22 protein-coding genes are annotated in these 24,565 nt (G+C 71.6%); 18 read left to right on the plus strand and 4 right to left on the minus strand.

Annotation, left to right across the window (positions count from 1 at the left end; translation table 11 throughout):
- Positions 1-6: 6 nt before the first annotated feature.
- From trpS to O7613_RS29740, 4 genes are all read left to right on the plus strand, one after another.
- Complete coding sequence (trpS, locus tag O7613_RS29725; RefSeq protein WP_281585039.1) at positions 7-1,032, plus strand: tryptophan--tRNA ligase; 1,026 nt, start codon at positions 7-9, stop codon at positions 1,030-1,032.
- 35 nt (positions 1,033-1,067) lie between these two features.
- Positions 1,068-1,643, plus strand: coding sequence for a 2'-5' RNA ligase family protein (locus O7613_RS29730; protein ID WP_282294647.1), 576 nt, complete (start codon positions 1,068-1,070; stop codon positions 1,641-1,643).
- Between the two features lie 56 nt (positions 1,644-1,699).
- On the plus strand, positions 1,700-2,641 hold the full coding sequence (locus tag O7613_RS29735) for a YhjD/YihY/BrkB family envelope integrity protein (RefSeq protein WP_281585038.1): 942 nt from the start codon (positions 1,700-1,702) through the stop codon (positions 2,639-2,641).
- A gap of 88 nt (positions 2,642-2,729) precedes the next feature.
- Positions 2,730-3,173 carry a hypothetical protein gene (locus O7613_RS29740; protein ID WP_281585037.1) on the plus strand — a complete coding sequence of 148 codons (444 nt, stop codon included), beginning with the start codon at positions 2,730-2,732 and terminating at the stop codon, positions 3,171-3,173.
- Between the two features lie 151 nt (positions 3,174-3,324).
- Here O7613_RS29740 and O7613_RS29745 read toward each other — a convergent pair whose 3' ends face one another.
- Together O7613_RS29745 and O7613_RS29750 are read right to left on the minus strand one after the other, a co-directional pair.
- Positions 3,325-4,959, minus strand: a complete 1,635-nt coding sequence (locus O7613_RS29745; RefSeq protein WP_282291174.1) for a glycoside hydrolase family 13 protein — start codon at positions 4,957-4,959, stop codon at positions 3,325-3,327.
- Positions 4,960-5,250: 291 nt separating this feature from the next.
- Positions 5,251-6,321 carry a LacI family DNA-binding transcriptional regulator gene (locus tag O7613_RS29750; protein ID WP_281585035.1) on the minus strand — a complete coding sequence of 357 codons (1,071 nt, stop codon included), beginning with the start codon at positions 6,319-6,321 and terminating at the stop codon, positions 5,251-5,253.
- A 198-nt stretch (positions 6,322-6,519) separates the two neighbouring features.
- Between O7613_RS29750 and O7613_RS29755 the strand changes: the two genes are divergently transcribed.
- The 12 genes from O7613_RS29755 to O7613_RS29810 all read left to right on the plus strand — a co-directional run bounded on the left by O7613_RS29755 (position 6,520) and on the right by O7613_RS29810 (position 21,519).
- Complete coding sequence (locus O7613_RS29755; protein WP_281585034.1) at positions 6,520-7,773, plus strand: maltose ABC transporter substrate-binding protein; 1,254 nt, start codon at positions 6,520-6,522, stop codon at positions 7,771-7,773.
- Entirely contained in the window at positions 7,773-9,401 is a 1,629-nt protein-coding gene (locus O7613_RS29760) for an ABC transporter permease subunit (RefSeq protein ID WP_282291176.1), read from the plus strand. The genes O7613_RS29755 and O7613_RS29760 overlap by 1 nt, the downstream gene beginning before the upstream one ends.
- Positions 9,398-10,282 (plus strand): sugar ABC transporter permease, encoded by an 885-nt coding sequence (locus O7613_RS29765; protein ID WP_281585032.1) that lies wholly within the window; start codon positions 9,398-9,400, stop codon positions 10,280-10,282. Before O7613_RS29760 ends, O7613_RS29765 begins: the two co-directional genes overlap by 4 nt.
- A gap of 141 nt (positions 10,283-10,423) precedes the next feature.
- Positions 10,424-12,250 carry a glycoside hydrolase family 13 protein gene (locus O7613_RS29770; protein WP_282291177.1) on the plus strand — a complete coding sequence of 609 codons (1,827 nt, stop codon included), beginning with the start codon at positions 10,424-10,426 and terminating at the stop codon, positions 12,248-12,250.
- A gap of 133 nt (positions 12,251-12,383) precedes the next feature.
- Positions 12,384-12,725 (plus strand): hypothetical protein, encoded by a 342-nt coding sequence (locus O7613_RS29775; protein WP_281585030.1) that lies wholly within the window; start codon positions 12,384-12,386, stop codon positions 12,723-12,725.
- Positions 12,726-13,001: 276 nt separating this feature from the next.
- Positions 13,002-14,072, plus strand: a complete 1,071-nt coding sequence (locus tag O7613_RS29780) for a BMP family ABC transporter substrate-binding protein (RefSeq protein ID WP_281590508.1) — start codon at positions 13,002-13,004, stop codon at positions 14,070-14,072.
- A 78-nt stretch (positions 14,073-14,150) separates the two neighbouring features.
- A complete protein-coding gene (locus tag O7613_RS29785) occupies positions 14,151-15,872 on the plus strand; it encodes an ABC transporter ATP-binding protein (RefSeq protein ID WP_348775395.1) in 1,722 nt (573 codons plus the stop codon).
- Positions 15,869-17,227, plus strand: coding sequence for an ABC transporter permease (locus O7613_RS29790; protein ID WP_282291178.1), 1,359 nt, complete (start codon positions 15,869-15,871; stop codon positions 17,225-17,227). The genes O7613_RS29785 and O7613_RS29790 overlap by 4 nt, the downstream gene beginning before the upstream one ends.
- Before the next feature lie 2 nt (positions 17,228-17,229).
- Positions 17,230-18,510 carry an ABC transporter permease gene (locus O7613_RS29795; protein ID WP_281585028.1) on the plus strand — a complete coding sequence of 427 codons (1,281 nt, stop codon included), beginning with the start codon at positions 17,230-17,232 and terminating at the stop codon, positions 18,508-18,510.
- 92 nt (positions 18,511-18,602) lie between these two features.
- Complete coding sequence (locus O7613_RS29800; protein WP_282291179.1) at positions 18,603-19,316, plus strand: cytidine deaminase; 714 nt, start codon at positions 18,603-18,605, stop codon at positions 19,314-19,316.
- A 144-nt stretch (positions 19,317-19,460) separates the two neighbouring features.
- The gene (locus tag O7613_RS29805; protein WP_282291180.1) at positions 19,461-20,741 is read left to right on the plus strand and encodes a thymidine phosphorylase; all 1,281 of its coding nucleotides are present in this window, start codon (positions 19,461-19,463) and stop codon (positions 20,739-20,741) included.
- Positions 20,742-20,838: 97 nt separating this feature from the next.
- Complete coding sequence (locus O7613_RS29810) at positions 20,839-21,519, plus strand: DUF4272 domain-containing protein (protein WP_282286683.1); 681 nt, start codon at positions 20,839-20,841, stop codon at positions 21,517-21,519.
- Here O7613_RS29810 and O7613_RS29815 read toward each other — a convergent pair.
- Positions 21,516-22,367 carry a putative RNA methyltransferase gene (locus O7613_RS29815; RefSeq protein WP_282294650.1) on the minus strand — a complete coding sequence of 284 codons (852 nt, stop codon included), beginning with the start codon at positions 22,365-22,367 and terminating at the stop codon, positions 21,516-21,518. The two genes, O7613_RS29810 and O7613_RS29815, sit on opposite strands and share 4 nt — an antisense overlap.
- Before the next feature lie 62 nt (positions 22,368-22,429).
- Here O7613_RS29815 and O7613_RS29820 point away from each other — a divergent pair, with 62 nt between their 5' ends.
- Together O7613_RS29820 and O7613_RS29825 are read left to right on the plus strand one after the other, a co-directional pair.
- Entirely contained in the window at positions 22,430-22,849 is a 420-nt protein-coding gene (locus O7613_RS29820) for a PPOX class F420-dependent oxidoreductase (protein ID WP_281585024.1), read from the plus strand.
- Positions 22,850-22,883: 34 nt separating this feature from the next.
- Positions 22,884-23,960 carry an adenosine deaminase gene (locus O7613_RS29825; RefSeq protein ID WP_281585023.1) on the plus strand — a complete coding sequence of 359 codons (1,077 nt, stop codon included), beginning with the start codon at positions 22,884-22,886 and terminating at the stop codon, positions 23,958-23,960.
- Here the strand turns inward: O7613_RS29825 and O7613_RS29830 are convergent, their stop codons facing one another.
- Entirely contained in the window at positions 23,961-24,257 is a 297-nt protein-coding gene (locus O7613_RS29830) for a hypothetical protein (protein ID WP_282291181.1), read from the minus strand. It abuts the gene before it with no gap.
- Between the last annotated feature and the right edge of the window lie 308 nt (positions 24,258-24,565).

Genomic DNA, 24,565 nt, shown 5'->3' on the forward strand with positions numbered 1-24,565 from the left:
GCCGCCATGTCCGACGTACCCGTCCGCCCACGCGTCTTCTCCGGCATCCAGCCGACCGCCGACTCGTTCCACCTCGGCAACTATCTGGGCGCGCTGCGGCACTGGGTGGCGTTGCAGGACAGCCACGACGCGTTCTACTGCGTGGTGGACCTGCACGCGATCACCGCCGGGCACGACCCCGAGGTGCTGAAGCGGCGTAGCCGGGTGGCCGCCGCGCAGCTCTTCGCGCTGGGCCTCGACCCGGAACGCAGCACGCTGTTCGTCCAGTCGCAGGTGCCCGAGCACCCGCAGCTGACCTGGGTGCTCGGCTGCATCACCGGGTTCGGCGAGGCCAGCCGGATGACCCAGTTCAAGGACAAGTCGCAGAAGCAGGGCAGCGAGCGGGCAAGTGTCGGCCTGTTCACGTACCCGATCCTCCAGGCCGCCGACATCCTGCTCTACCAGGCGCACGCGGTGCCGGTCGGCGAGGACCAGCGCCAGCACCTGGAGCTCTCCCGGGACCTGGCGCAGCGGTTCAACTCGCTGTTCGGTCAGACGTTCACGGTGCCGGCGCCGCACATCGTGAAGGACACCGCCAAGATCACTGACTTGCAGGACCCGACGGCCAAGATGTCGAAGTCGTCCTCCTCCCCGGCCGGCATCATCGACCTGCTGGAGGACCCGGCGCGGTCGGCCAAGAAAATCCGCTCGGCGGTCACCGACACCGGTCGCGAGATCGTCTTCGACGCGGTCGGGAAGCCCGGTGTCTCCAACCTGCTCACCATCTACTCCGCGCTCTCCGGCCGCAGCATGGACGACCTGGTCGCGGCGTACGACGGCAGGGGCTACGGCGACCTCAAGAAGGACCTCGCCGAGGTGGTGCGGGAGTTCGTCACCCCGGTCCAGGAGCGCACCAACGGCTACCTGGACGACCCGGCCCAGCTGGACAAGCTGCTCGCGCAGGGCGCGGAGAAGGCCCGGGCGGTGGCGGCCGACACGCTACGCACCGCGTACGAGCGGGTCGGCTTCTTCCCGCCGGTGCGGTTCGCGTAGCGGCCCGGGGTGGAGCGGAGACGGTGACGCAGGCGGTGGCCGGAGGGAGGGTACGCGACGTGGCGGGCAGTGACGCGGCGCCCAACAGCGAGGACACGATCCAGATCGGGATCGCGGTCGACATCCCCGAGCCGTGGGGCGGGCTGCTCACCCGCCGCCGGGTGGAGGCCGGCGACCCGCAGGCCGTCCCGGCCCACGTCACCCTGCTCGGGCCCACCGAGATACCGGTACGCGCGCTGCCCCCGGTCGAGGAACACCTGGCCCGGGTGGCCGCCGCCCACCTGCCGTTCACCCTGCACCTGCGCGGCACCGGCACGTTCCGGCCGGTCACCCAGGTGGTCTTCGTGACGGTGGCCGCCGGGATCAGCGAGTGCGAACTGCTCGCCTCCGCCATCAACTCGGCCCCCGAGCTGCGCCGCGAGATGCGTTTCCCCTACCACCCGCACGTGACGGTGGCCCAGGACGTGCCGCCCGAGGTGCTCGACAAGGCGTACGAGGACCTGGCCGACTTCTCCGCGCTGTTCGAGGTGGAGGCGTTCACGCTCTTCTCGCACAGCGGGGCGACCCGGTGGCAGCCCCGCCGCGACTTCCGGCTCGGCGGCGGGCGCTGAACACCCGACCGGCCGGGCCTCCTCCGCCGGGGGCGGTGATCGGCGAGGATGACGGGGTGAACGTCTTCGGCCGGATCGAGGCGGCGGCGGGGCGCCGGATCGACGCGGCCCGCGGTCGTTCACCGGTCTTCGACCACCTCTGGCAGGCCGGGACGCTCTACGCCGACCTGCTCGCCGGTCGGCTCGCCGCCGCCATCGCCTACTACGGCTTCTTCGCCGTGTTCGCGCTCGCGCTCGTCGCGTACTGGATCTTCGGCGCGGTGCTGCGGGACAACGAGGACGTCAGCCGCGCGGCGGCCGATTTCCTCCGGGAGAACCTGCCCTTCCTCGACCCGGCGCAGATCTCCGAGAGCAGCGGCACGGTGGGCGTGGTCGGCCTGGTCATCCTGGTCTTCACCGGGATCGGGTGGGTGGAGGCGATCCGCTCCTCGCAGCGGCTGATGTACGGCTTCAACCAGCAACCCGGCAACATCGTGGTGCGCCGCCTGGTCGATCTGGGAGTGCTTGTCGCGGTCTTCGTGCTGCTCTTCGTCTCGGTCGCCGCCGTCGACGCGCTGGAGTCGCTGCTGCGTTTCCTGCTGCGCAGCACCGGTTCGGTCGGCCTGACCACGGTCAGCGCGGCGCTGAGCGTGCTCGTCAACGCCGTGCTCGCCGCCGCGCTGCTGCTGGCCGTGCCCCGGCTGCGGATGAGCCGGCGGCGGTTACGTCCGGCGGTGCTGATGGTCGCGGTCGGGATCACCCTGCTCAACACCGTGGGGCGCTACTACGTGGTGCGCACCGAGCGGAACCCGGCCTACACGGTGGTGGCGACCGCCGTGGGCCTGCTGCTCTACCTCTACCTGCTCAACCAACTGGTGCTCTTCGGCGCGGCGCTCGCCGCCACCAGTCGGTACGGCCGGGTGGTCGACCTGGCCGAGGGCGGAGCGCGGGAGGTGGACGTGGAGGCGGACGTGCTCGACGAGGAGACCGATCCGGGCACCCCGGGTGGCGGGGGATGAGCACCGCGCGGCCGGGCGCGGTCGCCTGAGCGGGGAGAGTCGGGGGATTGCGCTCCCCGCGTGGGCGCGGAACGACGATGATGGGCGCGTGGGCGCACTCGTGACACTGGACCTGCCGGACGACTCGCCGATGCTGGGCCTGCCGTGGATCATCACGTTCGGCCCGCTCGCCGCCGAGGACGAGTGGGAGCCGGTGGTCTGCGGGCCGTACGAGCGTCCGCACGCGTTGGCGCTGGCCGAGGCGGTGGTGGCCGAGGAACAGTTGATGGCGGTGGTGGAGCCGCTGCTGCCGGCGCTGACGCCGGAGGAGATCCGCGGCGAGATCGCCGCCGCCCAGATCGCCGCCGCGGACGAGGCCGCCGAGATCGACCAGGCGGATCTCTACGGCGACTTCGAGGACGTCATCGACGACGAGTTGGAGTTGGCCGCCGAGCGTCAGCCGGAGCCGCAGCCGGCGAACCCGCCCGACTCCGACGAGGTCCGGGCCGGGTTCGCCCGGATCGCCGCGCTGCTCACCGCCAAGGGCGGCTGACCTCGGACACGGTCGAGCATGGACACCGGCCCCCGGGAGCGGACTCCCGGGGGCCGGCGCCACCTCACCCCCCACCACAAGGGGTCGGCAGCCCAGCCGCCCGTCGGCGCGGGGCACGACGGACGGCCAGGTCGATGGCGGGTTACCCGGCTCAACGCCGTTCGAACCACGCAGCCGCGTCCACCGGCAGGACGTGCCCGTCGCCCCGCTCGGTGAGGTCGGCGCTGGCGACGAGCGGCCGGCCGTGGCCGGCGACCGTCACGTCGGCGCCGCTGAGGTTGACCACACAGGTCAGGTCGGTGCCGCCGGCGGCGCGGCGGAACGCCAGCACCCCGGGCTCGGTCTCCAGCCAGGTGACGCCGCCCAGGTCGGCCAGCGCCGGGTGCGCACCCCGGATCCGCAACGCCGCCCGGTAGAGCTCAAGCGTCGAGCCGGCCACGTGGGTCTGGGCGGCCACCGAGAGGGCCCGCCAGGTCGCCGGGGCCGGCAGCCAGCTCAGCTCGCTGCCGTCCGGCCCGAAGCCGTACGGGGCCAGCTCGCCGCTCCACGGCATCGGCACCCGGCAGCCGTCCCGGCTCTCGCCGGTGCGCCGGAACGCCGGGTCCTGACGCAGCTCGTCGGGGATGTCCAGCACCTCCGGCAGGCCCAGTTCCTCGCCCTGGTAGACGTAGGCGCAGCCGGGCAGCGCGAACATCAGCAGCGCGGCGGCCCGGGCGCGGCGCAGGCCGACCTCGCCGTCGCCGTACCGGGTGACGTGGCGTTGCCGGTCGTGGTTGGAGAGCACCCAGGTGGTCGGCGCGCCGACGATCGTCGACTCGGCGAGCGCCGTGTCGATCACCTTGCGGAACGAGTCGGCCGACCAGGTGGCGTCGAGGAAGTCGAAGCTGAACGCCTGGTGCAGTTCGTCCGGGCCGATGTAGCGGGCCAGCCGCTGCGGCGTCTCGGCCCACGCCTCGGCGACCGCCATCCGGCCGCCCGGGTAGCTGTCCAGGATCGGCCGCCAGGAGCGGTAGATGTCGTGCACCTCGTCCTGGTCGAAGTAGGGAAGCCGGCCCTTGCCGAGCAGCTCCGACTGGCGCCGGCCGGTGGTCATCGAGCTGAAGCCGACGTCCGGCAGGCCCTCGGCCTTGATCATCCCGTGGGCCACGTCGATCCGGAAGCCGTCCACCCCGCGGTCGAGCCAGAACCGCAGGATGTCCTCGAACTCGGCCCGCACCTCCGGGTGACGCCAGTTCAGGTCGGGCTGGGCCGGGTCGAACAGGTGCAGGTACCACTGCCCGTCGGCCACGCGGGTCCAGGCCGGGCCGCCGAAGATGCTCTCCCAGTCGTTCGGGGGAAGCTCGCCCCGCTTGCCCTTGCCGTCGGCGAACAGGTAGCGCTCGCGTTCCGGCGAGCCCGGGCCGGCGGCGAGCGCCGCGGTGAACCACGGGTGCGCGCTCGAGGTGTGGTTGGGCACCAGGTCGGCGATGATCCGCAGGCCCAGGGCGTGGGCGTCGGTGATCATCTCGTCGAAGTCGGTCAGGTTGCCGAAGAGCGGGTCCACGTCGCGGTAGTCGGCCACGTCGTAGCCGGCGTCGACCTGCGGCGAGGTGTAGAAGGGGGTGAGCCAGAGCGCGTCCACGCCCAGGTCCCGCAGGTAGGGCAGGCGGTGCCGGATGCCCTGGAGATCACCGACGCCGTCGGAGTTCGCGTCGGCGAAGCTGCGGACGTAGACCTGGTAGACGACCGCGGTGCGCCACCAGTCGTCGTCGGAGGTCAGCGGCGTGGGTGCGGGGGCGGAGGTCATCGGCGGCGGTTCCCGTTCTGTGGTGGCGTGTCTGAGCAGAATGCCGCGCCAGCGCTGCAAGAGTCAAGCATTCCTTGCGCAAGAAATGACTCCGATCACCTCCCGGCCGGCGCGTTAACCCTCGGCGCGAGTCCCGCATCCCGAGACACCCCGCCACCCCGCACCCCACGCCATCCGCCGCGTGATCATGAATTTGGCGGCGACCACCGTCCGAAATGTCGCCGCTAACTTCATGATCACCGACGCCGGGCGCCGGGCGCCGGGCGCCGGGATGGGGGTGGGGGTGGGGGGTCAGGCGGGTATGGCCAGGGTGGGTGAGGTCGGGCGCTGGTGCCTGGGGGAGGTGGTGGGGCGGGCCACGGCGGTGGAGCCGCGTACCACGAGCTCGGGGCGGAACAGGTATTCCGAGTTCGGGGCGGGGTGGCCGTTGATCTCGTCGACCAGGGCCCGCACGGCCGCCACCGCCATGGCCGCGACCGGCTGGCGCACGGTGGTCAACGGCGGGTCGGTGAAGGCCATCAGCGGTGAGTCGTCGTACCCGACCACCGAGATGTCCCCGGGGACGGAGAGGTCGCGCTGGCGGGCCGCCCGGATCGCGCCGAGCGCCATCAGGTCCGAGCCGCAGACCAGGCCGGTCACCCCGCGCTCGATGAGCCGGCCGGCGGCGGCCTCGCCACCCTCCACACCGAACAGGGACAGCTCGGTCAGCTCGGTCAGGTCGTCGTCGGAGATGTCGGTGAGGCGCCGCATCGCGGCCTTGTAGCCGGCGACCTTGCGCTGCACCGGGACGAACCGGTCCGGGCCGGTGATCAGGCCGATCCGTCGGTGCCCCAGCGCGACCAGGTGGGCGACGGCCAGCTCGGCGGACTCCCGGTCGTCGCAGGAGACGAAGGGCGCGGGGATGCCCGGCGCGTATCCGTTGATCATGACGATCGGCAGCGGCCGGGCGATCAGCGTGCGGTACCGGTCGTGGTCCGCGGCGGTGTCGGCGTGCAGGCCGGAGACGAAGACGATGCCGGAGACCTGACGGTCCAGCAGCATCTCCACGTACTCGTCCTCGCGGACGCCGCCGGGGGTCTGCGTGCACAGCACCGGCGTGTAGCCGGTGGGGGCGAGGGCGGACTCGATGATCTGGGCGAACGCCGGGAAGATCGGGTTGTCCAACTCGGGCACGACCAGGCCGACCAGCCCGGCGCTGCGCTTGCGCAGCCGGGCCGGGCGCTCGTAGCCGAGCACGTCGAGGGCGGTGAGGACGGCCTGCCGGGTCTCCGGGGCCACTCCGGGGCGGTCGTTGAGCACCCGCGACACCGTGGCCTCGCTGACTTCGGCCTGTTGGGCGATGTCGGACAGTCGAGCGCGCATGGCCGCACTGTAGCTCAACGGCAAAGTCTTGCGTACGTCTCTGCAAGCCCTTCCATTCCATGCAACCTCTTGCTAACGTCCCCGCAACATGCGAGACCGGCGGCGCGGCATCCCCGCGCCGGTCAGCAAGAACTTTCAGAGATCTTCCACTGGCGGTAGCCCTTCCCCCGGCGTGCCGCCATGACGACAGGAGTACCGATGCGCATCCGTACCGCGGGTGTGGTCGCCGCCCTCGGCCTGGCGCTCGCCGCGTCCGGCTGTGGTGACAGCGGCAGCGACAAACCGGCCGCCGAGCAGTCCGCCAGCAAGGCGACCGGCGGCAAGCTGGTCATCTGGGCCGACGACAAGCGCACCGCCGCCCTCAAGCCGTTCGCCGAGGAGTTCGGCACGGAGAACGGCGTCACCGTCGAGGTCCAGGCCGTCTCCAAGGACCTGCAGACCAACTTCGTCACCGCCTCCCAGCAGGGCAGCGGCCCGGACGTCGTGGTCGGCGCGCACGACTGGATCGGCAACCTGGTCCAGAACGGCGCCATCGACCCGGTCCAGCTCCCGGCCGAGCAGAAGAGCGGCTTCAACGAGACCGCGATCAAGGCCGTCACGTTCAACGGTCAGCTCTACGGCGTGCCCTACGCCACCGAGAACGTCGCGCTGATCCGCAACACCGAGCTGGCCCCCGAGGCGCCGAAGACCATCGAGGACCTGGTGGCCGCCGGCAAGAAGCTCAAGGCGCAGAAGAAGGCGAGCGAGATCCTCTGCCTCCAGTCCGGCCAGAACGGCGACGCGTACCACATCTACCCGCTGTACTCCTCGGCCGGCGGCTACCTGTTCGGCACCGCCGCCAACGGCGACTACGACCCGACGGACCTGGGCGTGGGCAAGCCGGAGTCGATCGCCGCGTTCCAGAAGATCGCGAAGCTCGGCGAGAAGGGCGAGGGCGCGCTGAAGCGGTCCATCACCCCGGAGAACTCGATCTCCACCTTCACCGGCAAGAAGTGCGCCTTCCTGGTCTCCGGCCCGTGGGCCGTCGCCGACGCCAAGAAGGCCGGCATCAAGTACGACATCTCCCCGGTCCCCGGCTTCGCCGGCGGCAAGGAGGCCCAGCCGTTCGTGGGCGTCCAGGCGTTCTACGTCGCCGCCAAGGGCAAGAACAAGGCCCTGGCCCAGGAGTTCGTCACCAACTACGTGACCAAGCCCGAGCTGGCCGTCGCGCTGTACCGGGCCGAGCCGCGCCCGCCGGCGCTGACCGCCGCCTTCGACCAGGTCAAGGGCGAGGACGCGGACCTGGCCAAGTTCTCCGAGGCCGGCAGGAACGGCCAGGTGCTCCCGGCGATCCCGGCCATGGCCGCGATCTGGGACCCGTTCGGCAAGGCCGAGGCCGCCGTCATCGGTGGCGCCGACCCGGCCAGGACGATCACGGCCGCCGGCAAGACCATCCAGGGTCAGATCAAGTAATGAGCGCGCCGCTGTCCGGCCCGGGGTCCAGGCGGACCCCGGGCCGGGAGCCCGCCCCGGGCACGTCCCGTACCGCGCGGAACCACGCGCCGATCACCGCGACCGGCCTCGTCGTCAAGGTGGTCCTGCTCGGCCTGGTGGCCGGGATCGCGATCTGGGCGGCGTTCCCGCTCGTCGAGGCCGAGCACTGGATCGGGCTGGCCGTCCTGGTCGCCACCACCGTCGCGCTGTTCTACCTCTACCTGGGCCGCCGACACATCCCGGCCAAGTATCTGGTCCCCGGCACGCTCTTCCTCGTCGCCTTCCAGATCCTCCCGGTGCTGTTCACCGCGAGCACCGCGTTCACGAACTACGGCGACGGCCACCGGGGCAGCAAGGCCGACGCGGTGGTCGCCATCCAGACGTCCTCGGTGAAACAGGTTCCCGGCTCGACCGAGTACGCCCTCACCATCGCCACGAAGGGCGACCCGGCGACCGGCGCCCTGGTCTTCCTGCTCAGTGACCCGAAGAGCAAGGAGGTCTTCGCCGGCGACGCGGGCGGGCTGCGTCCGCTCGACGCCGGCGCGGTCACCGTCAGCAGCCTCAGCGGCAGGATCACCGCGGCCGACGGCTACACCGTGCTGAACATCGGGCAGGCCAGCAGCCGCAGCGACGCCGTCACCGCGCTGATCGTGCCCACCGACGCCGGCGCCATCCGCTCCAACGGCCTCACCCGGGCCTACGAGGGCAAGGCGGCCCGGGCGTACGACGCGGGCTGCGACTGCGTCACCGACAGCGAGAGCGGCCGGACGTGGACCGCCGACGAGAAGGTCGGCTCTTTCGTCGCCGCCGACGGGGAACGGCTCACCCAGGGCTGGAAGGTGAACGTCGGGTTGGAGAACTTCGGCGCGGTGCTCACCGACCCGAACATCTCCGGGCCGTTCTTCGGCACGCTGGCCTGGAACTTCGCGTTCGCGATCGGCTCCACCGGCCTCACGTTCCTGCTCGGCATGGCCATCGCGCTCGCGCTGCACTCGCACCGGATGCGGGGCACCAACGTCTACCGGGTGCTGCTGATCCTCCCGTACGCCATGCCGTCGTTCGCGATGCTGCTGGTCTGGCGGGACATGTTCAACACCGACTTCGGCCTGCTGAACAACCTGTTCGGGCTGGACGTCGACTGGTTCGGCGGCACTTGGTCGGCGCGGATCGCGGTGCTGCTGGTGCAGCTCTGGCTCGGCTATCCGTACATGTTCCTGGTGGCCACCGGCGCGCTCCAGGCCATCCCGCGGGAGCTGACCGAGGCCACCTCGGTCGACGGCGCCAGCCCCTGGCAGTCGTTCCGGGCGGTCACCCTGCCGCTGCTGCTGGTGGCGCTCTCGCCGCTGCTGATCGCGTCGTTCGCGTTCAACTTCAACAACGTCAACGCGATCCTGTTCACCACCGAGGGCGGGCCGTTCGCGCCGGACAACCCGCGTAACGGCGCCACCGACCTGCTGATCACGTACACCTATCGGCTGGCGTTCGGCGCGCAGGGCGCGGAGTACGGCCTGGCCGCCACCGTCTCGATCTTCATCTTCGCGATCGTGGCGACGGTGTCGGCGATCAGCTTCCGGCGCACCCGCAAGCAGGAGGAGGTGTACTCGTGACAGGCATCGCGGAAACGCCGGCCGCCCGTCGGTCGCGCAACAGGTGGTTCGCGCAGGTGGGCTGGCGGCATCTGGTCGGGGTGCTGGCGGTGCTGTTCAGCCTCTTCCCGATCATGTTCGTGATCTCCGCGGCGCTCAACCCGCTCGGCACGCTCTCCTCCACCGAGCTGCTGCCGACCGGGGCCTCGCTGGAGAACTTCACCAACCTGTTCGACCGGACCGCGTTCGGCCACTGGTTCCTCAACTCGCTGCTGCTGGCGGGCGTGGCCAGTTTCGCGTCGATCTTCCTGTCGGCGCTTGCCGCGTACGCGTTCTCCCGGATGCGGTTCGCCGGGCGGCGGGTCGGCCTGCTCACGCTGCTGCTGATCCAGATGTTCCCGCAGTTCCTGGCCATCGTGGCGATCTTCCTGATCTTCACCACGATCACCGATCTCTATCCGGGCATCGGCTTCAACACCCCGTGGGGCCTGTTCCTGCTCTACATGGGTGGCGCGCTGGGGGCCAACACCTGGCTGATGAAGGGTTTCTTCGACACGCTGCCGAAGGAACTGGACGAGTCGGCGACCATGGACGGCGCCTCGCACGTGCAGGTGTTCTTCCGGATCATGCTGCCGCTGGTGGCGCCGATCCTGGCGGTGACCGGCCTGCTCGCGTTCATCGGGTCGATCAACGAGTTCATCATCGCCAACGTGTTCCTCACCGACACCGAGTCGAAGACCCTCGCCGTCGGCATGTACGGCCTGGTGGCCGGTGAACGCAACAACAACTTCGGGATGTTCGCGGCGGGCACGCTGCTCACCGCGATCCCCACGGTGCTGGTGTTCCAACTGCTCCAGCGCTACATCGTCTCCGGCCTCACCTCCGGAGCGGTCAAGGGCTGAGCCTCCTCGGCTCACGCTGCGGCAAGGGCGTCGTGTCGGCGTACACCGGAGCGGTTCTCGGGCGGACCGCCGCGGTCGGGTGAACCGACCGCGGCGGGTGCCCGCCCCACTCCCTGTCGGTACGACGCGAAAGGCCGCACCATGTCCCTCCAACCGCACCACGACGGATCCGCCACCTACGTGCCGGAGCAGGAGCCCGCGCTCGGGCAGACCGTCCCCGTGTTCGTCCGGGTGCCCGTCGGCGCCGGCGTCGATCAGGTGTACCTGCGCACCACCGGCGACGGCGAGCCCCGCTTCGCCGAGGCGGTGGTCGACCGCACCGCCGGCGGCGACGTGTGGTGGCGGGCCGAGGTCGAGGTCCGCAACCCGGTCAGCAACTACCGCTTCCTGCTCGACGGCGCCGCCGGCGCCCGCTGGCTGAACGCGGCCGGCACGGCCGGCCACGACGTGCCGGACCACGGCGACTTCAAGCTGGTCAGCCACGCGCCGCCGCCGGCCTGGACCCGGGACGCGGTGATCTACCAGATCTTCCCGGACCGGTTCGCCCGCTCCGCCGCCGCGGACGGCCGCCCCGCGCCGGACTGGGCCATTCCGTGCGACTGGGACACGCCGGTCATCGGGCGCGGCCCGGAGACGCCCCGCCAGTTCTACGGCGGCGACCTCGACGGGATCACCGAGCGCCTGGACCACCTGGAGCGGCTCGGCGTCAACACGGTCTACCTCACGCCGATCTTCCCGGCCCGTTCCAACCACAGGTACGACGCATCAAGCTTCGACACCGTCGACCCGCTGCTCGGCGGCGACGCGGCGCTGGTCCGGCTCGCCGACGCGGTACGCGCCCGGGGCTGGCGGCTGGTCGGCGACATCACCAGCAACCACACCGGCGACGCGCACCGCTGGTTCACCGACGCCGTCTCCGACGTGGACGCGCCGGAGCGGGAGCTGTACTACTTCGACCTCCCCGGCTCCGACTACGAGTCGTGGAACGGGGTCACGTCGCTGCCGAAGCTCAACTGGGGCAGCGCGGAGCTGCGCCACCGCTTCGCCACCGCCGAGGACTCGCTTCTGCGCCGCTGGCTGCGCCCGCCGTACGGGCTGGACGGCTGGCGGGTGGACGTGGCGAACATGACCGGCCGGCGGGGCGCGGACGCGTACACCCACGAGGTGGCGCGGCTGCTCCGTGAGGTGGTCGCGCAGACCCGGCCGGACGCGCTGCTGCTCGCCGAGCACGGCCACGACCACACCGGTGACCTGGACCGCGACGGCTGGCACGGGACCATGAACTACGTCGGCTTCACCGACCCGGTGTGGTCCTGGCTGCGCGCCGGCGACGATCCGGTGCCGAACTTCCTCGGTACGCCCGGCGGGGTGCGGCGGCGGGACGCGGACGCGGTGCTGGCCACCATGAACGCCTACCGGTCGCTGGTGTCCTGGCGGTCGTACACGCACTCCTGGCAGCTCCTCGGCTCGCACGACTCGGCCCGGATCCGCACCGTGGTCGGCGACGCGGCCCGGCAGGAGGTGGCCGCCGGGCTGCTCGCCACCATGCCCGGCACGCCAGTGGTCTTCGCCGGTGACGAGCTGGGGCTCACCGGCACGAACGGGGAGGGGTCGCGTACCCCGATGCCGTGGCACCGGCCGGAGAGCTGGGACCGGCGCACGTTCGAGGCGTACCGGTCACTGCTGGCGCTGCGCCGCGACGAGCCGGCGCTGCGGCACGGCGGCCTGCGGTGGGTGTACGCCGACGCGGACACGCTCGTCTTCCTCCGGGAGGCGCCGACCGGCACGGTGCTGGCGCTGGCCCGCCGCGCCCCCGGCGTCCCGGTGCATCTGCCGGGCCTGCCCGCCGCCGACAACATCTACGGCGGCGCGCCCGCGCTGCACCCGAACGCCCCCCTCCCCGCCGACGGCCCCACCTTCCAGCTCTGGCGTGCAAGGCGGGGGCCCCGCTTAACGCATTCTGCATAGCAGGGGCCCCCGCTTAACACCTGAGCCCGTGTGAGCGCCGGCGAGGTAGGTGGTGCCGGCGGAGGTCACGGTATGACGGCACCTCGCCGGCCCCACTACTACACGGCGTCGTTGATGAGAGAGGATGGGCGGCGTGGAAGCTCTTCGACTGATCCTTCTCTACGTCCATCTGATCGGTTTCGCGCTGCTGCTCGGCGGCGGGATCGCCCAGTACGTCACCGGTCGCCTGCGGATCAACGCGGCCATGCTGTGGGGGTCGGTGATCCAGATCCTGACCGGTCTCGGACTGTCCGCGCCCCTGCGCGACGGCGACGAGCCGGCCCCGGCGAAGCTTGTTACCAAGTTGGTGCTCGCGCTGCTCATCTTCGTCATGGTTTTCTTCTCCCGTAAGCGGGAGTCCGTGCACCGTGGCCACTTCCTCGCGATCATCGGGTTGACGCTGCTCAACGCGGCGGTCGCGGTGTTCTGGCGATAGGCCGCCGGGCACCCGGAAGGTCCCGGAAAGCGGACGTTCGGGACACGTGCGCGCACGCCTACCAGCCCGATTAGTGATCTGCCCCACGCAAGGGTTACACCGGGGTAACGGACGCTCAACAGTCGTGCACGATTGTCGGCCGGTGGGTGGGCGCGGGCGTACGCTCCCGTCCGTAACGTGGGACGCCGGCGGCACACCGCAGGCCGGCGCAAGGGCTGCCACCGCGCACGACGCGGTCGGCAATGGGAAGGAGACGTCTTGCGCTCTGTGCGTGGGATGCGGATCGCCTCCGCCTTCGTGGCGGGTGGCCTCGTGCTGGGCGCCGCCGCTTGTGGTGAGGCCCCCGACGACAACAACGACGCCGGTGACACCGGCGGCAAGAAGTACAGCGCCTGCATGGTGACCGACGTCGGCGGTATCGACGACAAGTCCTTCAACACCTCCGCCTGGAAGGGCCTTCAGGAGGCGCAGAAGGAGAACGACAACATCGAGATCAAGAACGTCCAGTCGAAGGCCGAGGCGGACTACGAGGTCAACCTGACCGGGTTCGTCAACCAGAAGTGCGACTTCATCCTGGCCGTCGGTGGCCTGATGCAGGACGCCACCAAGAAGGCCGCCGCGGCGAACCCGAACCAGCAGTTCGGGATCGTGGACGCCAACCCGGGCGTGGCGAACGTCTACCCGATGCAGTTCGACACCGCGCAGGCCGCGTTCCAGGCCGGCTACCTGGCCGCCGGGATGAGCAAGACCGGCAAGGTGGGCACCTACGGCGGCCTGCCGATCCCGCCGGTCACCATCTTCATGGACGGTTTCGCCGACGGCGTGGCCTACTACAACAAGGCCAAGAGCAAGAACGTCCAGGTGCTGGGCTGGGACAAGGCCACCCAGAAGGGTTCCTTCACCAACGACTTCGTCAAGCAGGACGAGGGCAAGAAGGTCTCCGACGCGCTTGTCGCCCAGGGCGCCGACATCGTCATGCCGGTCGCCGGCGGCTCCGGCCTGGGCACCACCGCCGCGGCCAAGGCCTCCGGCGGCAAGTACTCGGTCGTCTGGGTGGACGTCGACGGCTGCGAGAGCACCCCGGACTGCTCCGCGATCCTGACCACGGTCGTCAAGAACATCCCGGAGGCCGTCAAGGAGGCCGTGCTGAAGGCCGCCGGTGGCGAGAAGCTCCAGTCCACCCCGGGCTTCGTGGGCACGCTGGCCAACTCCGGCGTCTCGATCGCGCCGTACCACGACTTCGACAGCAAGGTCCCGGCGGACCTGAAGGCCGAGGTCGACAAGATCAAGGCGGACATCTCCGCCGGCACCATCACGGTCACCTCGAAGGCCCAGCCGACCAAGTGACCGCTCCGCCGCCCGCCACGGTGAGATCATCGGCAGCGGGGCCGGCGGGCGCCAGGTAGCACGATCCGGCCGTCCCGGGTGTACGGGGTCCGAACCCCGCGCCCGGGGCGGCCGGTCACCTTGATCGCCCACCCGGCGTGGTGGCCGCGTGGCAGTCGCTACGCGGCACCATCGCTCGCACTCCAGGAGGTTGCGCTGAGACTCGAACTGCGCGGCATCACCAAGCGGTTCGGTGATCTGGTCGCCAACGACCACATCGACCTCACGGTGGAGCCTGGAGAGATCCACGCTCTGCTCGGCGAGAACGGCGCCGGCAAGTCGACCCTGATGAACGTGCTCTACGGGCTCTACCAGCCGGACGAGGGCGAGATCCTGGTCGACGGGAAGCCGCTGAAGCTGAGGGGCCCGTCGGACGCGATCGCCGCCGGGATCGGCATGGTGCACCAGCACTTCATGCTGGTGCCGGTCTTCACCGTGGCCGAGAACGTGATGCTCGGCGCCGAGCGGGTCACGGTGCCCTTCGCCGGCCTCCTGGACCGCCGCCGGGCCCGGCGTGAGGTGGCCGAGGTCTCCGAGCGGTACAACCTCCGGGTCGACCCGGACGCGGTGATCGAGGACCTGCCGGTCGGCATCCAGCAGCGGGTGGAGATCGTCAAGGCGCTCACCCGCGACGTCGACCTGCTCATCCTCGACGAGCCGACGGCCGTGCTCACCCCGCAGGAGACCGACGAGCTGCTCACCGTCATGCGGTCGCTCAAGGCCGCCGGCAAGTCGATCGTGTTCATCACCCACAAGCTGGGCGAGGTGAAGGCGATCGCGGACCGGATCACCGTGATCCGGCGCGGGCGGACGGTCGGCACCGCCGAGCCGAGCGCCAGCCGGGACGAGCTGGCCGCGCTGATGGTCGGCCGCAACGTGCGGCTGACCGTGGACAAGCAGCCCGCCCAGCCGGGCGGGCCGGTCCTGGAGGTCGCCGGCCTGGTCGTCGACGACGACCGGCAGGTACGCGCCGTCGACGGCGTCGACCTGACCGTGTACGCCGGTGAGGTGCTCGGCGTCGCGGGCGTGCAGGGCAACGGACAGACCGAGCTGATCGAGGCGATCATGGGGCTGCGCCCGACGCTCGCCGGTACGGTCCGCCTCGACGGCGATTCGACGAAGGGCTGGTCCACCAAGAAGGTGCTCCGTGCCGGCGTCGGCTACGTGCCCGAGGACCGCAGCGTCGACGGTCTGGTCAAGGAGTTCTCCGTCGCGGAGAACCTGGTGCTTGACATCTACGACCGGCCGCCGTTCGGCCGGGGCCTGTCGCTGAAGCCGGACGAGATCGCGAAGTCGGCGAAGGAGCGGATCGACCAGTTCGACGTCCGCACCTCGTCGGCGGACGCGTCGGTGGGCACGCTCTCCGGCGGCAACCAGCAGAAGGTGATCGTGGCCCGGGAGCTGTCCCGGCCGCTGAAGCTCCTCATCGCCGCCCAACCCACCCGCGGCGTGGACGTCGGCTCGATCGAGTTCATCCACAGCCAGGTGGTCCGGGAGCGGGACGCCGGCACCGCGGTCATGGTGGTCTCCAGCGAGCTGGACGAGGTGATCGGCCTGGCCGACCGGATCGCGGTGATGTACCGCGGCCGGGTCATCGGCATCGTCGGCCCGGACACCCCACGCGAGGAGATCGGCCTGCTGATGGCCGGCATCACCCCGGACACCGCGGCCACGCCCTCGAACGCGGGCGACGCCGCGACCCCGAACGCGGGCGACGCCGCCCCGGCCCCCGAGGGCCCCAGTAACGAGGACGAGGCATGACGAACCCGAACCCGGCGTCGGGCTCCCCGGACAAGGAGCCGGCGACCGAGCCGCAGGAGGCGCGCGCCGAAGCCCGGGCGACGCCGACCGCGCAGTCCGGCGACACCGAGCAACCGGCGACCACCACCGCGACGAAGCAGCCGCCGGCCGAGCCGGCCCGGCCCAGCCTGGGCCGGCTCTTCCTGGACAACCTCTGGGCCGCCAACACGGTGACCGTGACCGTGCTCGCGGTCGTGCTCGCCATGCTTGTCGGCGCCGTGCTGATCATCGTTTCCGACCCGGACGTGCTGGCCACCTACGGCTACATCACCGCCCGCCCGGCGGACGCGCTGAACGCGAGTTGGAACGTGGTCAGCGAGGCGTACGCGAACCTGTTCAAGGGTGCGATCTTCGACCCGGACGCGGTCGGCTTCACCGCCGCGATGGGCCCGATCTCGGAGACGCTCACCTACGCCGCGCCGCTGGTGTTCACCGGCCTGTCGGTGGCGCTCGCCTTCCGCGGCGGCCTGTTCAACATCGGCGCCCAGGGCCAGGCGACCATCGGTGTCATCCTGGCCGCCGTCGCCGGCTTCGCGCTGCCGCTGCCGCCCGGGGTGCACCTGCTGGTGGCGCTGATCGCCGGCGCGCTCGGCGGCGCGCTCTGGGGCTTCGTCCCGGGCATCCTCAAGGCACGCACCGGCGCCCACGAGGTGATCAACACGATCATGCTCAACTACGTGGCGGTCTACTTCCTGTCCTGGATCATCGTCCAGAACGGGGTGCAGAACCCGAACCGGTCGGACGCGATCAGCAAGCCGGTCGAGTCCTCCGCGCAACTTCCCCGGCTGCTCGGCGACAACCTGCGGGTGCACGCCGGCATCCTGCTCGCGGTGCTTGCCACCTGGTTCGTCGCGTGGCTGCTCAACCGCTCCACGCTCGGCTTCGAGCTGCGCGCGGTGGGCGCCAACCCGGACGCGGCCCGCACCGCGGGCATCAGCGTGACCAAGACGTACGTGCTGGTGATGGTCGTCGCCGGTCTGCTGGCCGGCCTCGGCGGCTCGAACATGGTGCTCGGTTCCACCGCTACCGCGCTGACCCCGCTCGTGGTCGCGCAGATCGGCTTCGACGGCATCCTGGTCGCGCTGCTGGGCCGGGTGAAACCGTGGGGGGTGTTGCTGGCGGCGTTGCTGTTCGGGGCGCTCCAGGCCGGCGGCAACCGGATGCAGTCGTACTCCGGGATCTCGCTCGAGCTGGTCACCGTGCTCCAGGCCCTCATCGTCATCTTCATCGCCGCGCCCGCCCTGGTGAAGGCGATCTTCCAGCTCCGGGCGGCCCGCGCCGCCCGGCTGCAGACGAGCCTCGCGAAGGGCTGGTGAGCATGTCCACCACCGCTGTCCCGGACGTCGCGGTCACCGCGGTCGACGAGGGTTTCTGGACGCGCGCCCGGAAGGCCGGCGCGGTCCTGCTGGCGCTTGGCGTGCTCGCGACGGTGCTGTTCGGCGCGCTCGCCACCGACCAGCAGGCCCGCTTCACGCTCAGCGAGACCGAGGGCGGGGCCGCCCTGGCGATCAACGGCACGGTCGGCGCGATCCTGTTCGGGGTCGTCGCCGCCGCGGCCGGAGCCGCCCTCCTCGCCGGCGTGCCCAAGCGCTGGTTCACGCTGCTGCTCGGCGCCGGGCTGGTCGCCTTCGTGCTGAGCTTCCTGTGCTGGCAGGTCTCCGCCGCGCCCGAGGGGCGCAACTTCATGCCGCTTGTCAACGTGGTGCGCGGGACGTTCATCCTGGCGCTGCCGTTGACCTTCGGCGCGCTGGCCGGGGTGCTCTGTGAGCGTTCCGGCGTGGTGAACGTGGCGATCGAGGGCCAGATGCTGATGGGCGCGTTCTCCGGCGCGCTGTTCGGCAGCATCTCCGGCAACGTCTGGGTGGGCCTGGTGGCCGCCGCGATCGGCGGCGCGTTCATCTCGCTGCTGCTCGCCGTGTTCGCCATCCGCTACCTGGTCGACCAGGTGGTCATGGGCATCGTGCTCAACCTGCTGGCGGTCGGCGTCACCGGCTTCCTCTACGAGCGGTTGATGGCGACCGACGCGGAGAAGTACAACAGCGCGCCCCGGTTCAGCAACTGGGAGATCCCGCTGCTGAAGGACATCCCGCTGCTCGGTCCGGCGCTGTTCCGGGGCAACATCTTCCTCTACCTCGGCCTGCTGCTGGTGCTGGTCATCCACCTGGCGCTGTTCCGGACCCGGTGGGGTCTGCGGACCCGCTCGGTGGGCGAGCACCCGACCGCCGCCGACACGGTCGGCGTGCGGGTGCTCGGATTGCGCTACCGAAATGTGATCATGGCCGGTCTGGTGGCCGGCGTCGGTGGGGCGTCGTACACGCTGGCGCTCTACTCGTTCACCAAGAACATGATCGGCGGCAAGGGCTTCATCGCTCTGGCCGCGCTGATCTTCGGCCGGTGGAGCCCGACCGGCGCGCTGCTCGCGGCGCTCTTCTTCGGCTTCGCCGACCAGCTCGCCACCTATCTGGGCGCGATCGGCAGCAGCATTCCGGACCAGTTCCTGGCGATGCTGCCCTATCTGGCGACGATCCTGGCGGTGGCCGGGCTGGTCGGCAAGGTCCGGGCGCCGGCCGCCGACGGCAAGCCGTACGTCAAGGGCTGACCGCCCGCGACGCACCGCGCCCGGCGGGACAGACCCGCCGGGCACCGTCGTCTCCGACCACACCCGCGACCGATCGGCGTGAATTGGGCAGAATGGGAGTCGTGATGGAGATCGACTGGGAGCGGCTGCGGGCCGCCGCCACCGAGGTGATGCGGCACGCGTACGTGCCGTACTCGAGGTTCCCGGTCGGGGCCGCCGCCCTGGTCGACGACGGCCGCGTGGTGGTCGGCTGCAACGTGGAGAACGCCGCGTACGGCGTGGTGCTCTGCGCCGAGTGCGGCGTGGTCTCCTCGCTGCACGCCACCGGCGGCGGCCGGATCGTGGCGCTGTCCTGCGTCGACGCGACCGGCGAGCCACTGATGCCGTGCGGCAGGTGCCGGCAGCTGCTCTGGGAGCAGGGCGGGCCGGAGTGCCTGGTCGAGGCGAAGGGCGGCCCGCTGCGGATGGCCGAGCTGCTGCCGCACGCCTTCGACGTGGCCGACATCGAGGCGGTGACCGGCGAGCACCCGGTGCCCGTGGTGCCGGACCGGCTGGCCGCCTGGCGGGGCCGGGGCACCGTGTTCGTGCACCCCGACCTGTCGGACGGCCAGCAGGTCTGGACGGCGTACTGGGAGCGGTCGGCGGGGGACACCGAGGGCGCCGAGACCGGTGTGCTGGAGGAGGGCCCGACCTGGGACGATCCCACCGGGGCGATCGAGTGGGGGCTGGCGCGGACGCCGCGCGTGGTCGTGGTGGACGCGTCCGGCGCTATTTTCTGGGCCGGTGAGGGTGAGCCTCCTACGGAGATTCCGGTTCGCTGGGGTTGAGGTGGGGGCCTGGGCCGACCGTGCCCGGCTCCGGGCGGTCAGGCTTGATCCCTCCGCCGGGCACGGTCGGCCCAGGCCTGACGTGGTCACCGTTCGCGGGTCGGGTGGACCACGCGCACGCGCTATTACTGATTGGATCTTGTGGTGAGTGCTTTTACGGCGGTTGACGTCATTCGGGCGAAGCGGGACGGGGGTGAGCTGAGCGACGGGCAGATCGACTGGGTGGTGGACGCGTACACCCGGGGGCTGGTGGCCGACGAGCAGATGTCGGCGCTGGCGATGGCGATCCTGCTGCGTGGCATGACCGTGCCGGAGATCGCCCGCTGGACCGCCGCGATGATCGCCAGCGGCGAGCGGCTGGACCTGTCGTCGGTGGCCCGGCCGACCGTGGACAAGCACTCCACGGGCGGCGTCGGCGACAAGATCACCCTGCCGTTGACCCCGCTCGTCGCGGCGTGCGGCGCGGCGGTCCCGCAGCTCTCCGGCCGCGGGCTCGGCCACACCGGCGGCACGCTGGACAAGCTGGAGTCGATCCCGGGCTGGCGGGCGGCGCTCAGCAACGACGAGTTCATCGCCCAGCTCGGCGACGTCGGCGCGGTGATCTGCGCGGCCGGTGACGGGCTCGCGCCGGCCGACCGCAAGCTGTACGCGCTGCGCGACGTCACCGGCACCGTCGAGGCGATTCCGCTGATCGCCAGCTCGATCATGAGCAAGAAGATCGCCGAGGGCACCGGCGCGCTGGTGCTCGACGTCAAGGTGGGCTCCGGCGCCTTCATGAAGAACGCCGACGACGCCCGCGAGCTGGCCCGCACCATGGTCGAGTTGGGCGGCGCGCACGGGGTGCGCACGGTTGCCCTGCTCACCGAGATGTCCACCCCGCTGGGCCGGGCCGTCGGCAACGCGGTCGAGGTGACCGAGTCGGTGGAGGTGCTGGCCGGTGGCGGCCCGGCCGACGTGGTGGAGCTGACGCTGGCCCTGGCCCGGGAGATGCTCGACGCCGCCGGCCTGCCGGACACCGATCCGGCCGCCGCGTTGCGCGACGGCCGGGCCATGGACGCCTGGCGCGCGATGATCCGGGCGCAGGGCGGCGACCCGGACGCCCCGATGCCGACCGCGAACGAGGTCGAGCTGGTCACCGCGGCGGAGGACGGCTGGGTGACCGAGGTCGACGCGTACGCGGTCGGGGTGGCCGCCTGGCGGCTCGGCGCCGGACGGGCCCGCAAGGAGGACCCGGTGAGCATCCCGGCCGGGGTGGTGCTGCACAAACGTCCCGGCGACCAGGTCCGCGTCGGCGATCCGCTGTTCGAGCTGCGCGCCGAGCACGCCGAGCGGATTCCGGCCGCGCTCGACGAGGCGCGCCGGGCGGTCCGGGTGGCGCCGACGGCCCCGGCCGGCACCCCGCTCGTCATCGAGCGGATCGGGTGACCGGCCGGCCATGGTGCCGGCCCGGTCGGAGCCGCTATCCTCGCAGGCCAGGGGGACCGACCGGCAACGAGCCGAGGCGAGCAGACAAGGACTGACCTTGCGCGTATCCGCTCCCGACCCCCGGGCCGTCCGTGAGGCGAGCCTCGACGAGCTGTCCCGGCTGGGTCTTCCGCTGCCGCCGCCGCAGTTCCCGCTGGTGTGGGAGCCGGGCGACGAGATCGAGCTGCGTCCGACGCCGGAGATCGAGGCCCGGATCGCGGTGCTGCACGTGATCCTGGCCCGCTGCTTCGGGATGCCCGCGCAGGCGGCGATGGGCTGGCTGCTGGAGTCGCACCTGGTGGAGATGGTGACGCCGCCGGAGTGGCAGTTCGTGATGGGCGGCCGGGGCGACCACAGGTCGTTCGTGCTGCACCACGACGCGCTCTTCTCGCTGGCCTGGGTGCTCGGCCTGGCCAAGCAGCTCGACCCGACCGTGCCGGTGGACGAGCGCCTGGTCGAGCGGATGCCGCACCTGGTCACGGGCGAGACGTTTCCGCAGTGGCGGGCTCGCATCCTGGCCGCTCCGCAGCATCCCGCCGACGCCGCCGCCCTGCTCGACCTGCACTACTGCCTGGACTGGGCCTACCTGGAGACCGAGCGGGCCGGCCAGGCGCTGCCCGGGCTCGTGGACGCGAACGCGATCGGGCAGCGCCGGTGGGCGCTGGAGTGGGCGGTGGTGCTGCGCGGGCCGTACCATGACGAGCCGCCGGGCTGGGAAGAGGTCGACCTGTCGACCTAACGGGGGCGGTGTGTGCCGAGCCGGACGGCGAGCGTGACAGGCGTCGGCTCGGGCAGCGCGGCGATCCGTGCGGCGAGCCGCGCCGGGTCGGCGTGCCAGGCGCTGGGCCCCATTCCGACAAGCGTGGTGACCTCGGTGCGGGTCAGCGCCAGCCGGGCCCGGTGCGCGGTGGCGGACTCCTCGACGAAGTGCGCGCCCAGGCTGCCGGCGACCCGGTCGGCCTTGGCCGGGTCGACCCGCAGCAGGTCGAGCGCCTCGACCAGTTCGCCGAGGTGGTCGGCGGCCGGGGTGACCACCAGCAGCGCGCCGTCCGGGTCGAGCACCCGGTGGAACTCCGGGCCGTTGCGCGGTGCGAAGACGTTCAGCAGCACGGCGGTGGACCGGTCGGCCAGGGGCAGCCGCTGCCAGGTGTCGGCGAGCGCGGCGGCGGCCCGCGGGTGGGCCCGGGCCGCGCGGCGCAGCGCCGGCTTGGAGACGTCCAGGGCCAGGCCGGCGGCGTCCGGCAGCGCCGCCAGCACCGCGGCGAGGTAGCGCCCGGTCCCGGCGCCGGGCTCCACCACCAGGGGGTACGGGTCGTCGGGCGCGACCGCCGTCGCGGCGGCGGCGAGTGCGGCGGCCACGGTGTCGTAGTGGCCGGCGGCGAGGAAGTCGGCCCGGGCGGCGACCATCTCCGCGTTGTCCCCGCTGTGCGGGGCCCGGCCGGCGAGCAGGTTGACGTATCCCTGCCGGGCGGTGTCGAAGCTGTGCCGGCGCGGGCAGCGCAGCGCGCGGGTGGTGCCGGCGGTGGTCTCGGCCAGCGGCTCGCCGCAGACCGGGCAGCGCAGCCGCGCCAGCACCGCCGGGAGCAGAGTGGGATCGGCCACGCCGAAGATCCTATTCCTGCGGCCCGACGACGGATCTAGATTGAGGCATGGCAACCAGTGAGCGACTGTGGGAACTGTTCGGATCACACGGTCGCGGGGTCCTGGCCACCCTGCGCCGCGACGGCCGCCCCCAGCTCTCCAACCTCGACTACCTGGCCGAGCCGGGCCTGATCCGGTGCTCCACCACGGGCGACCGGGCGAAGGTGCGCAACCTACGCCGCGACCCCCGGGCCAGCTTCCACGTGACCACCGCCGACGGCGGGGCGTACGCGGTGGCCGAGGGCACTGTGACGCTGACCTCGCCGGCCGCCGCGACCGACGACGCGACGGTCGAGGAGCTGGTCGAGGTCTATCGCCGGATCCGCGGCGAGCATCCCGACTGGGCGGACTACCGGGCCGCCATGGTCGCCGACGGCCGCCTGGTGCTGCGCCTGGCGGTCGAGCGGGTGTACGGCTGGCGGCCCTGACCCGGCCGGCACCATCGGTGACTAGGGTCTGGGCATGGTCGCAATCTCGTACGAGGACATCGTCAAGGTCCCGAAGGCGCTGCTGCACGATCACCTCGACGGCGGCCTGCGGCCCGCGACGATCGTCGAGCTGGCCGCCGAGGCCGACCACGAGCTGCCCACCACCGACGCGGAAGCGCTCGGTCGCTGGTTCGCCGAGGCGGCGAACTCCGGCTCGCTGGAGCGCTACCTGGAGACGTTCGCGCACACCGTGGCCGTGATGCAGACCGCGCCGGCGTTACGCCGGGTGGCTCGGGAGTGCGCGCTGGACCTGGCCGCCGACGGCGTCGTCTACGCCGAGGTCCGGTTCGCGCCCGAGCAGCACCTGGAGCGGAACCTGACCCTGGACGAGGTGGTCGAGGCGGTGGTCACCGGGTTCCGGGAGGGCAGCGCGCTGGCCGGCGAGGCGGGCACGCCCATCCGGATCGGCACCCTGCTCACCGCGATGCGGCACGCGGCCCGCTCGCAGGAGATCGCCGAGCTGTCCGTGCGGCACCGGGACACCGGCGTGGTCGGCTTCGACATCGCCGGCGCCGAGGCCGGTTTCCCGCCCACCCGGCACCTGGACGCGTTCGAATACCTCCAGCGGGAGAACTTCCACTTCACCATCCACGCCGGCGAGGCGTTCGGGCTGCCATCGATCTGGCAGGCGATCCAGTGGTGCGGCGCGGACCGGCTGGGCCACGGCGTCCGCATCGTCGACGACATCGTTCCGGGCAACCCGCCCGCGTTGGGTCGGCTGGCCGCGTACGTGCGGGACAAACGGATCCCGTTGGAGCTGTGCCCGTCGTCGAACGTGCAGACCGGCGCGGCGGCGTCGATCGCCGACCATCCGATCGGGCTGCTGCGCGACCTGCGCTTCCGGGTGACGGTCAACACCGACAACCGGCTGATGAGCGGCACCTCGATGTCCCGGGAGATGGCGCTGCTGGTGGAGGCGTTCGGCTACGGCTGGAAGGAGCTCCAGTGGTTCACCATCAACGCGATGAAGAGCGCCTTCATCCCGTTCGACGAGCGTCTGCGGATCATCGATGAGGTGATCAAGCCGGCGTACGCGAAGCTGATCGGCTGATCACGACCGGTGCGGGTGGCCGGCGAGCAGGGCGGCCACTCCGCGCAGCACCTCCCGGGCCCGGGCCGCCTCCGCGCCGAGCCCGGTCTGCCGGCGCAGCACGGCCGGTTCGGCCCGCAGCAGGGTGATTCCGCGCCGGACCAGCACCCGGGGCGCCTTGCGTTGCTCGGCGAGGTCCCGGGCGAGCCGGCGCAGGAACGTCGCGCCGCGCGGGCGGCGCAGCGCGTACGCCCCGGCGAGCAGCCCACGGCGTCGGCACTCGGCGACGATCTCGGCCGCGAAGATCCCTTCGGCCACGAAGATCGGCGATCCGTCGACGACAAATGGCCGGGTAGCCACCCTCCGGTCCGCGCCGATCGCATAAACCGGCACTTCGGCCTTGCCCTCCCGGGCCAATCGGGCAATGGTTTCCACCGCCGTGTCCGCGTCCCAGGACAAGGGAGACTCCCAGTCGACCTGTCCGTTTCGTCGCGGGCACGTAGGGTCATCGCCGTCCTTGTAGAAGTCGTCCAGACACAGCACCGGAAGCCCGGTTCGGTGTGCTATGTACGACTTTCCCGAGCCGGATGGCCCGGCGAGGAGGACGACGCGGTGCGGATGATCCA

Origin of the sequence: Micromonospora sp. WMMD975 (assembly GCF_029581215.1) — a bacterium.
Taxonomy (GTDB): domain Bacteria; phylum Actinomycetota; class Actinomycetes; order Mycobacteriales; family Micromonosporaceae; genus Micromonospora.

Bases quoted from the DNA above. Each gene is read 5' to 3' on its own strand.
- trpS (WP_281585039.1), top strand. From the start codon at position 7: ATGTCCGACGTACCCGTCCGCCCACGCGTCTTCTCCGGCATCCAGCCG.
- O7613_RS29780 (WP_281590508.1), top strand. From the start codon at position 13,002: ATGCGGATCGCCTCCGCCTTCGTGGCGGGTGGCCTCGTGCTGGGCGCC.
- O7613_RS29790 (WP_282291178.1), top strand. From the start codon at position 15,869: ATGACGAACCCGAACCCGGCGTCGGGCTCCCCGGACAAGGAGCCGGCG.
- O7613_RS29820 (WP_281585024.1), top strand. From the start codon at position 22,430: ATGGCAACCAGTGAGCGACTGTGGGAACTGTTCGGATCACACGGTCGC.
- O7613_RS29750 (WP_281585035.1), bottom strand. From the start codon at position 6,321: ATGCGCGCTCGACTGTCCGACATCGCCCAACAGGCCGAAGTCAGCGAG.
- O7613_RS29825 (WP_281585023.1), top strand. From the start codon at position 22,884: ATGGTCGCAATCTCGTACGAGGACATCGTCAAGGTCCCGAAGGCGCTG.
- O7613_RS29745 (WP_282291174.1), bottom strand. From the start codon at position 4,959: ATGACCTCCGCCCCCGCACCCACGCCGCTGACCTCCGACGACGACTGG.
- O7613_RS29800 (WP_282291179.1), top strand. From the start codon at position 18,603: ATGGGAGTCGTGATGGAGATCGACTGGGAGCGGCTGCGGGCCGCCGCC.
- O7613_RS29760 (WP_282291176.1), top strand. From the start codon at position 7,773: ATGAGCGCGCCGCTGTCCGGCCCGGGGTCCAGGCGGACCCCGGGCCGG.
- O7613_RS29795 (WP_281585028.1), top strand. From the start codon at position 17,230: ATGTCCACCACCGCTGTCCCGGACGTCGCGGTCACCGCGGTCGACGAG.
- O7613_RS29770 (WP_282291177.1), top strand. From the start codon at position 10,424: ATGTCCCTCCAACCGCACCACGACGGATCCGCCACCTACGTGCCGGAG.
- O7613_RS29755 (WP_281585034.1), top strand. From the start codon at position 6,520: ATGCGCATCCGTACCGCGGGTGTGGTCGCCGCCCTCGGCCTGGCGCTC.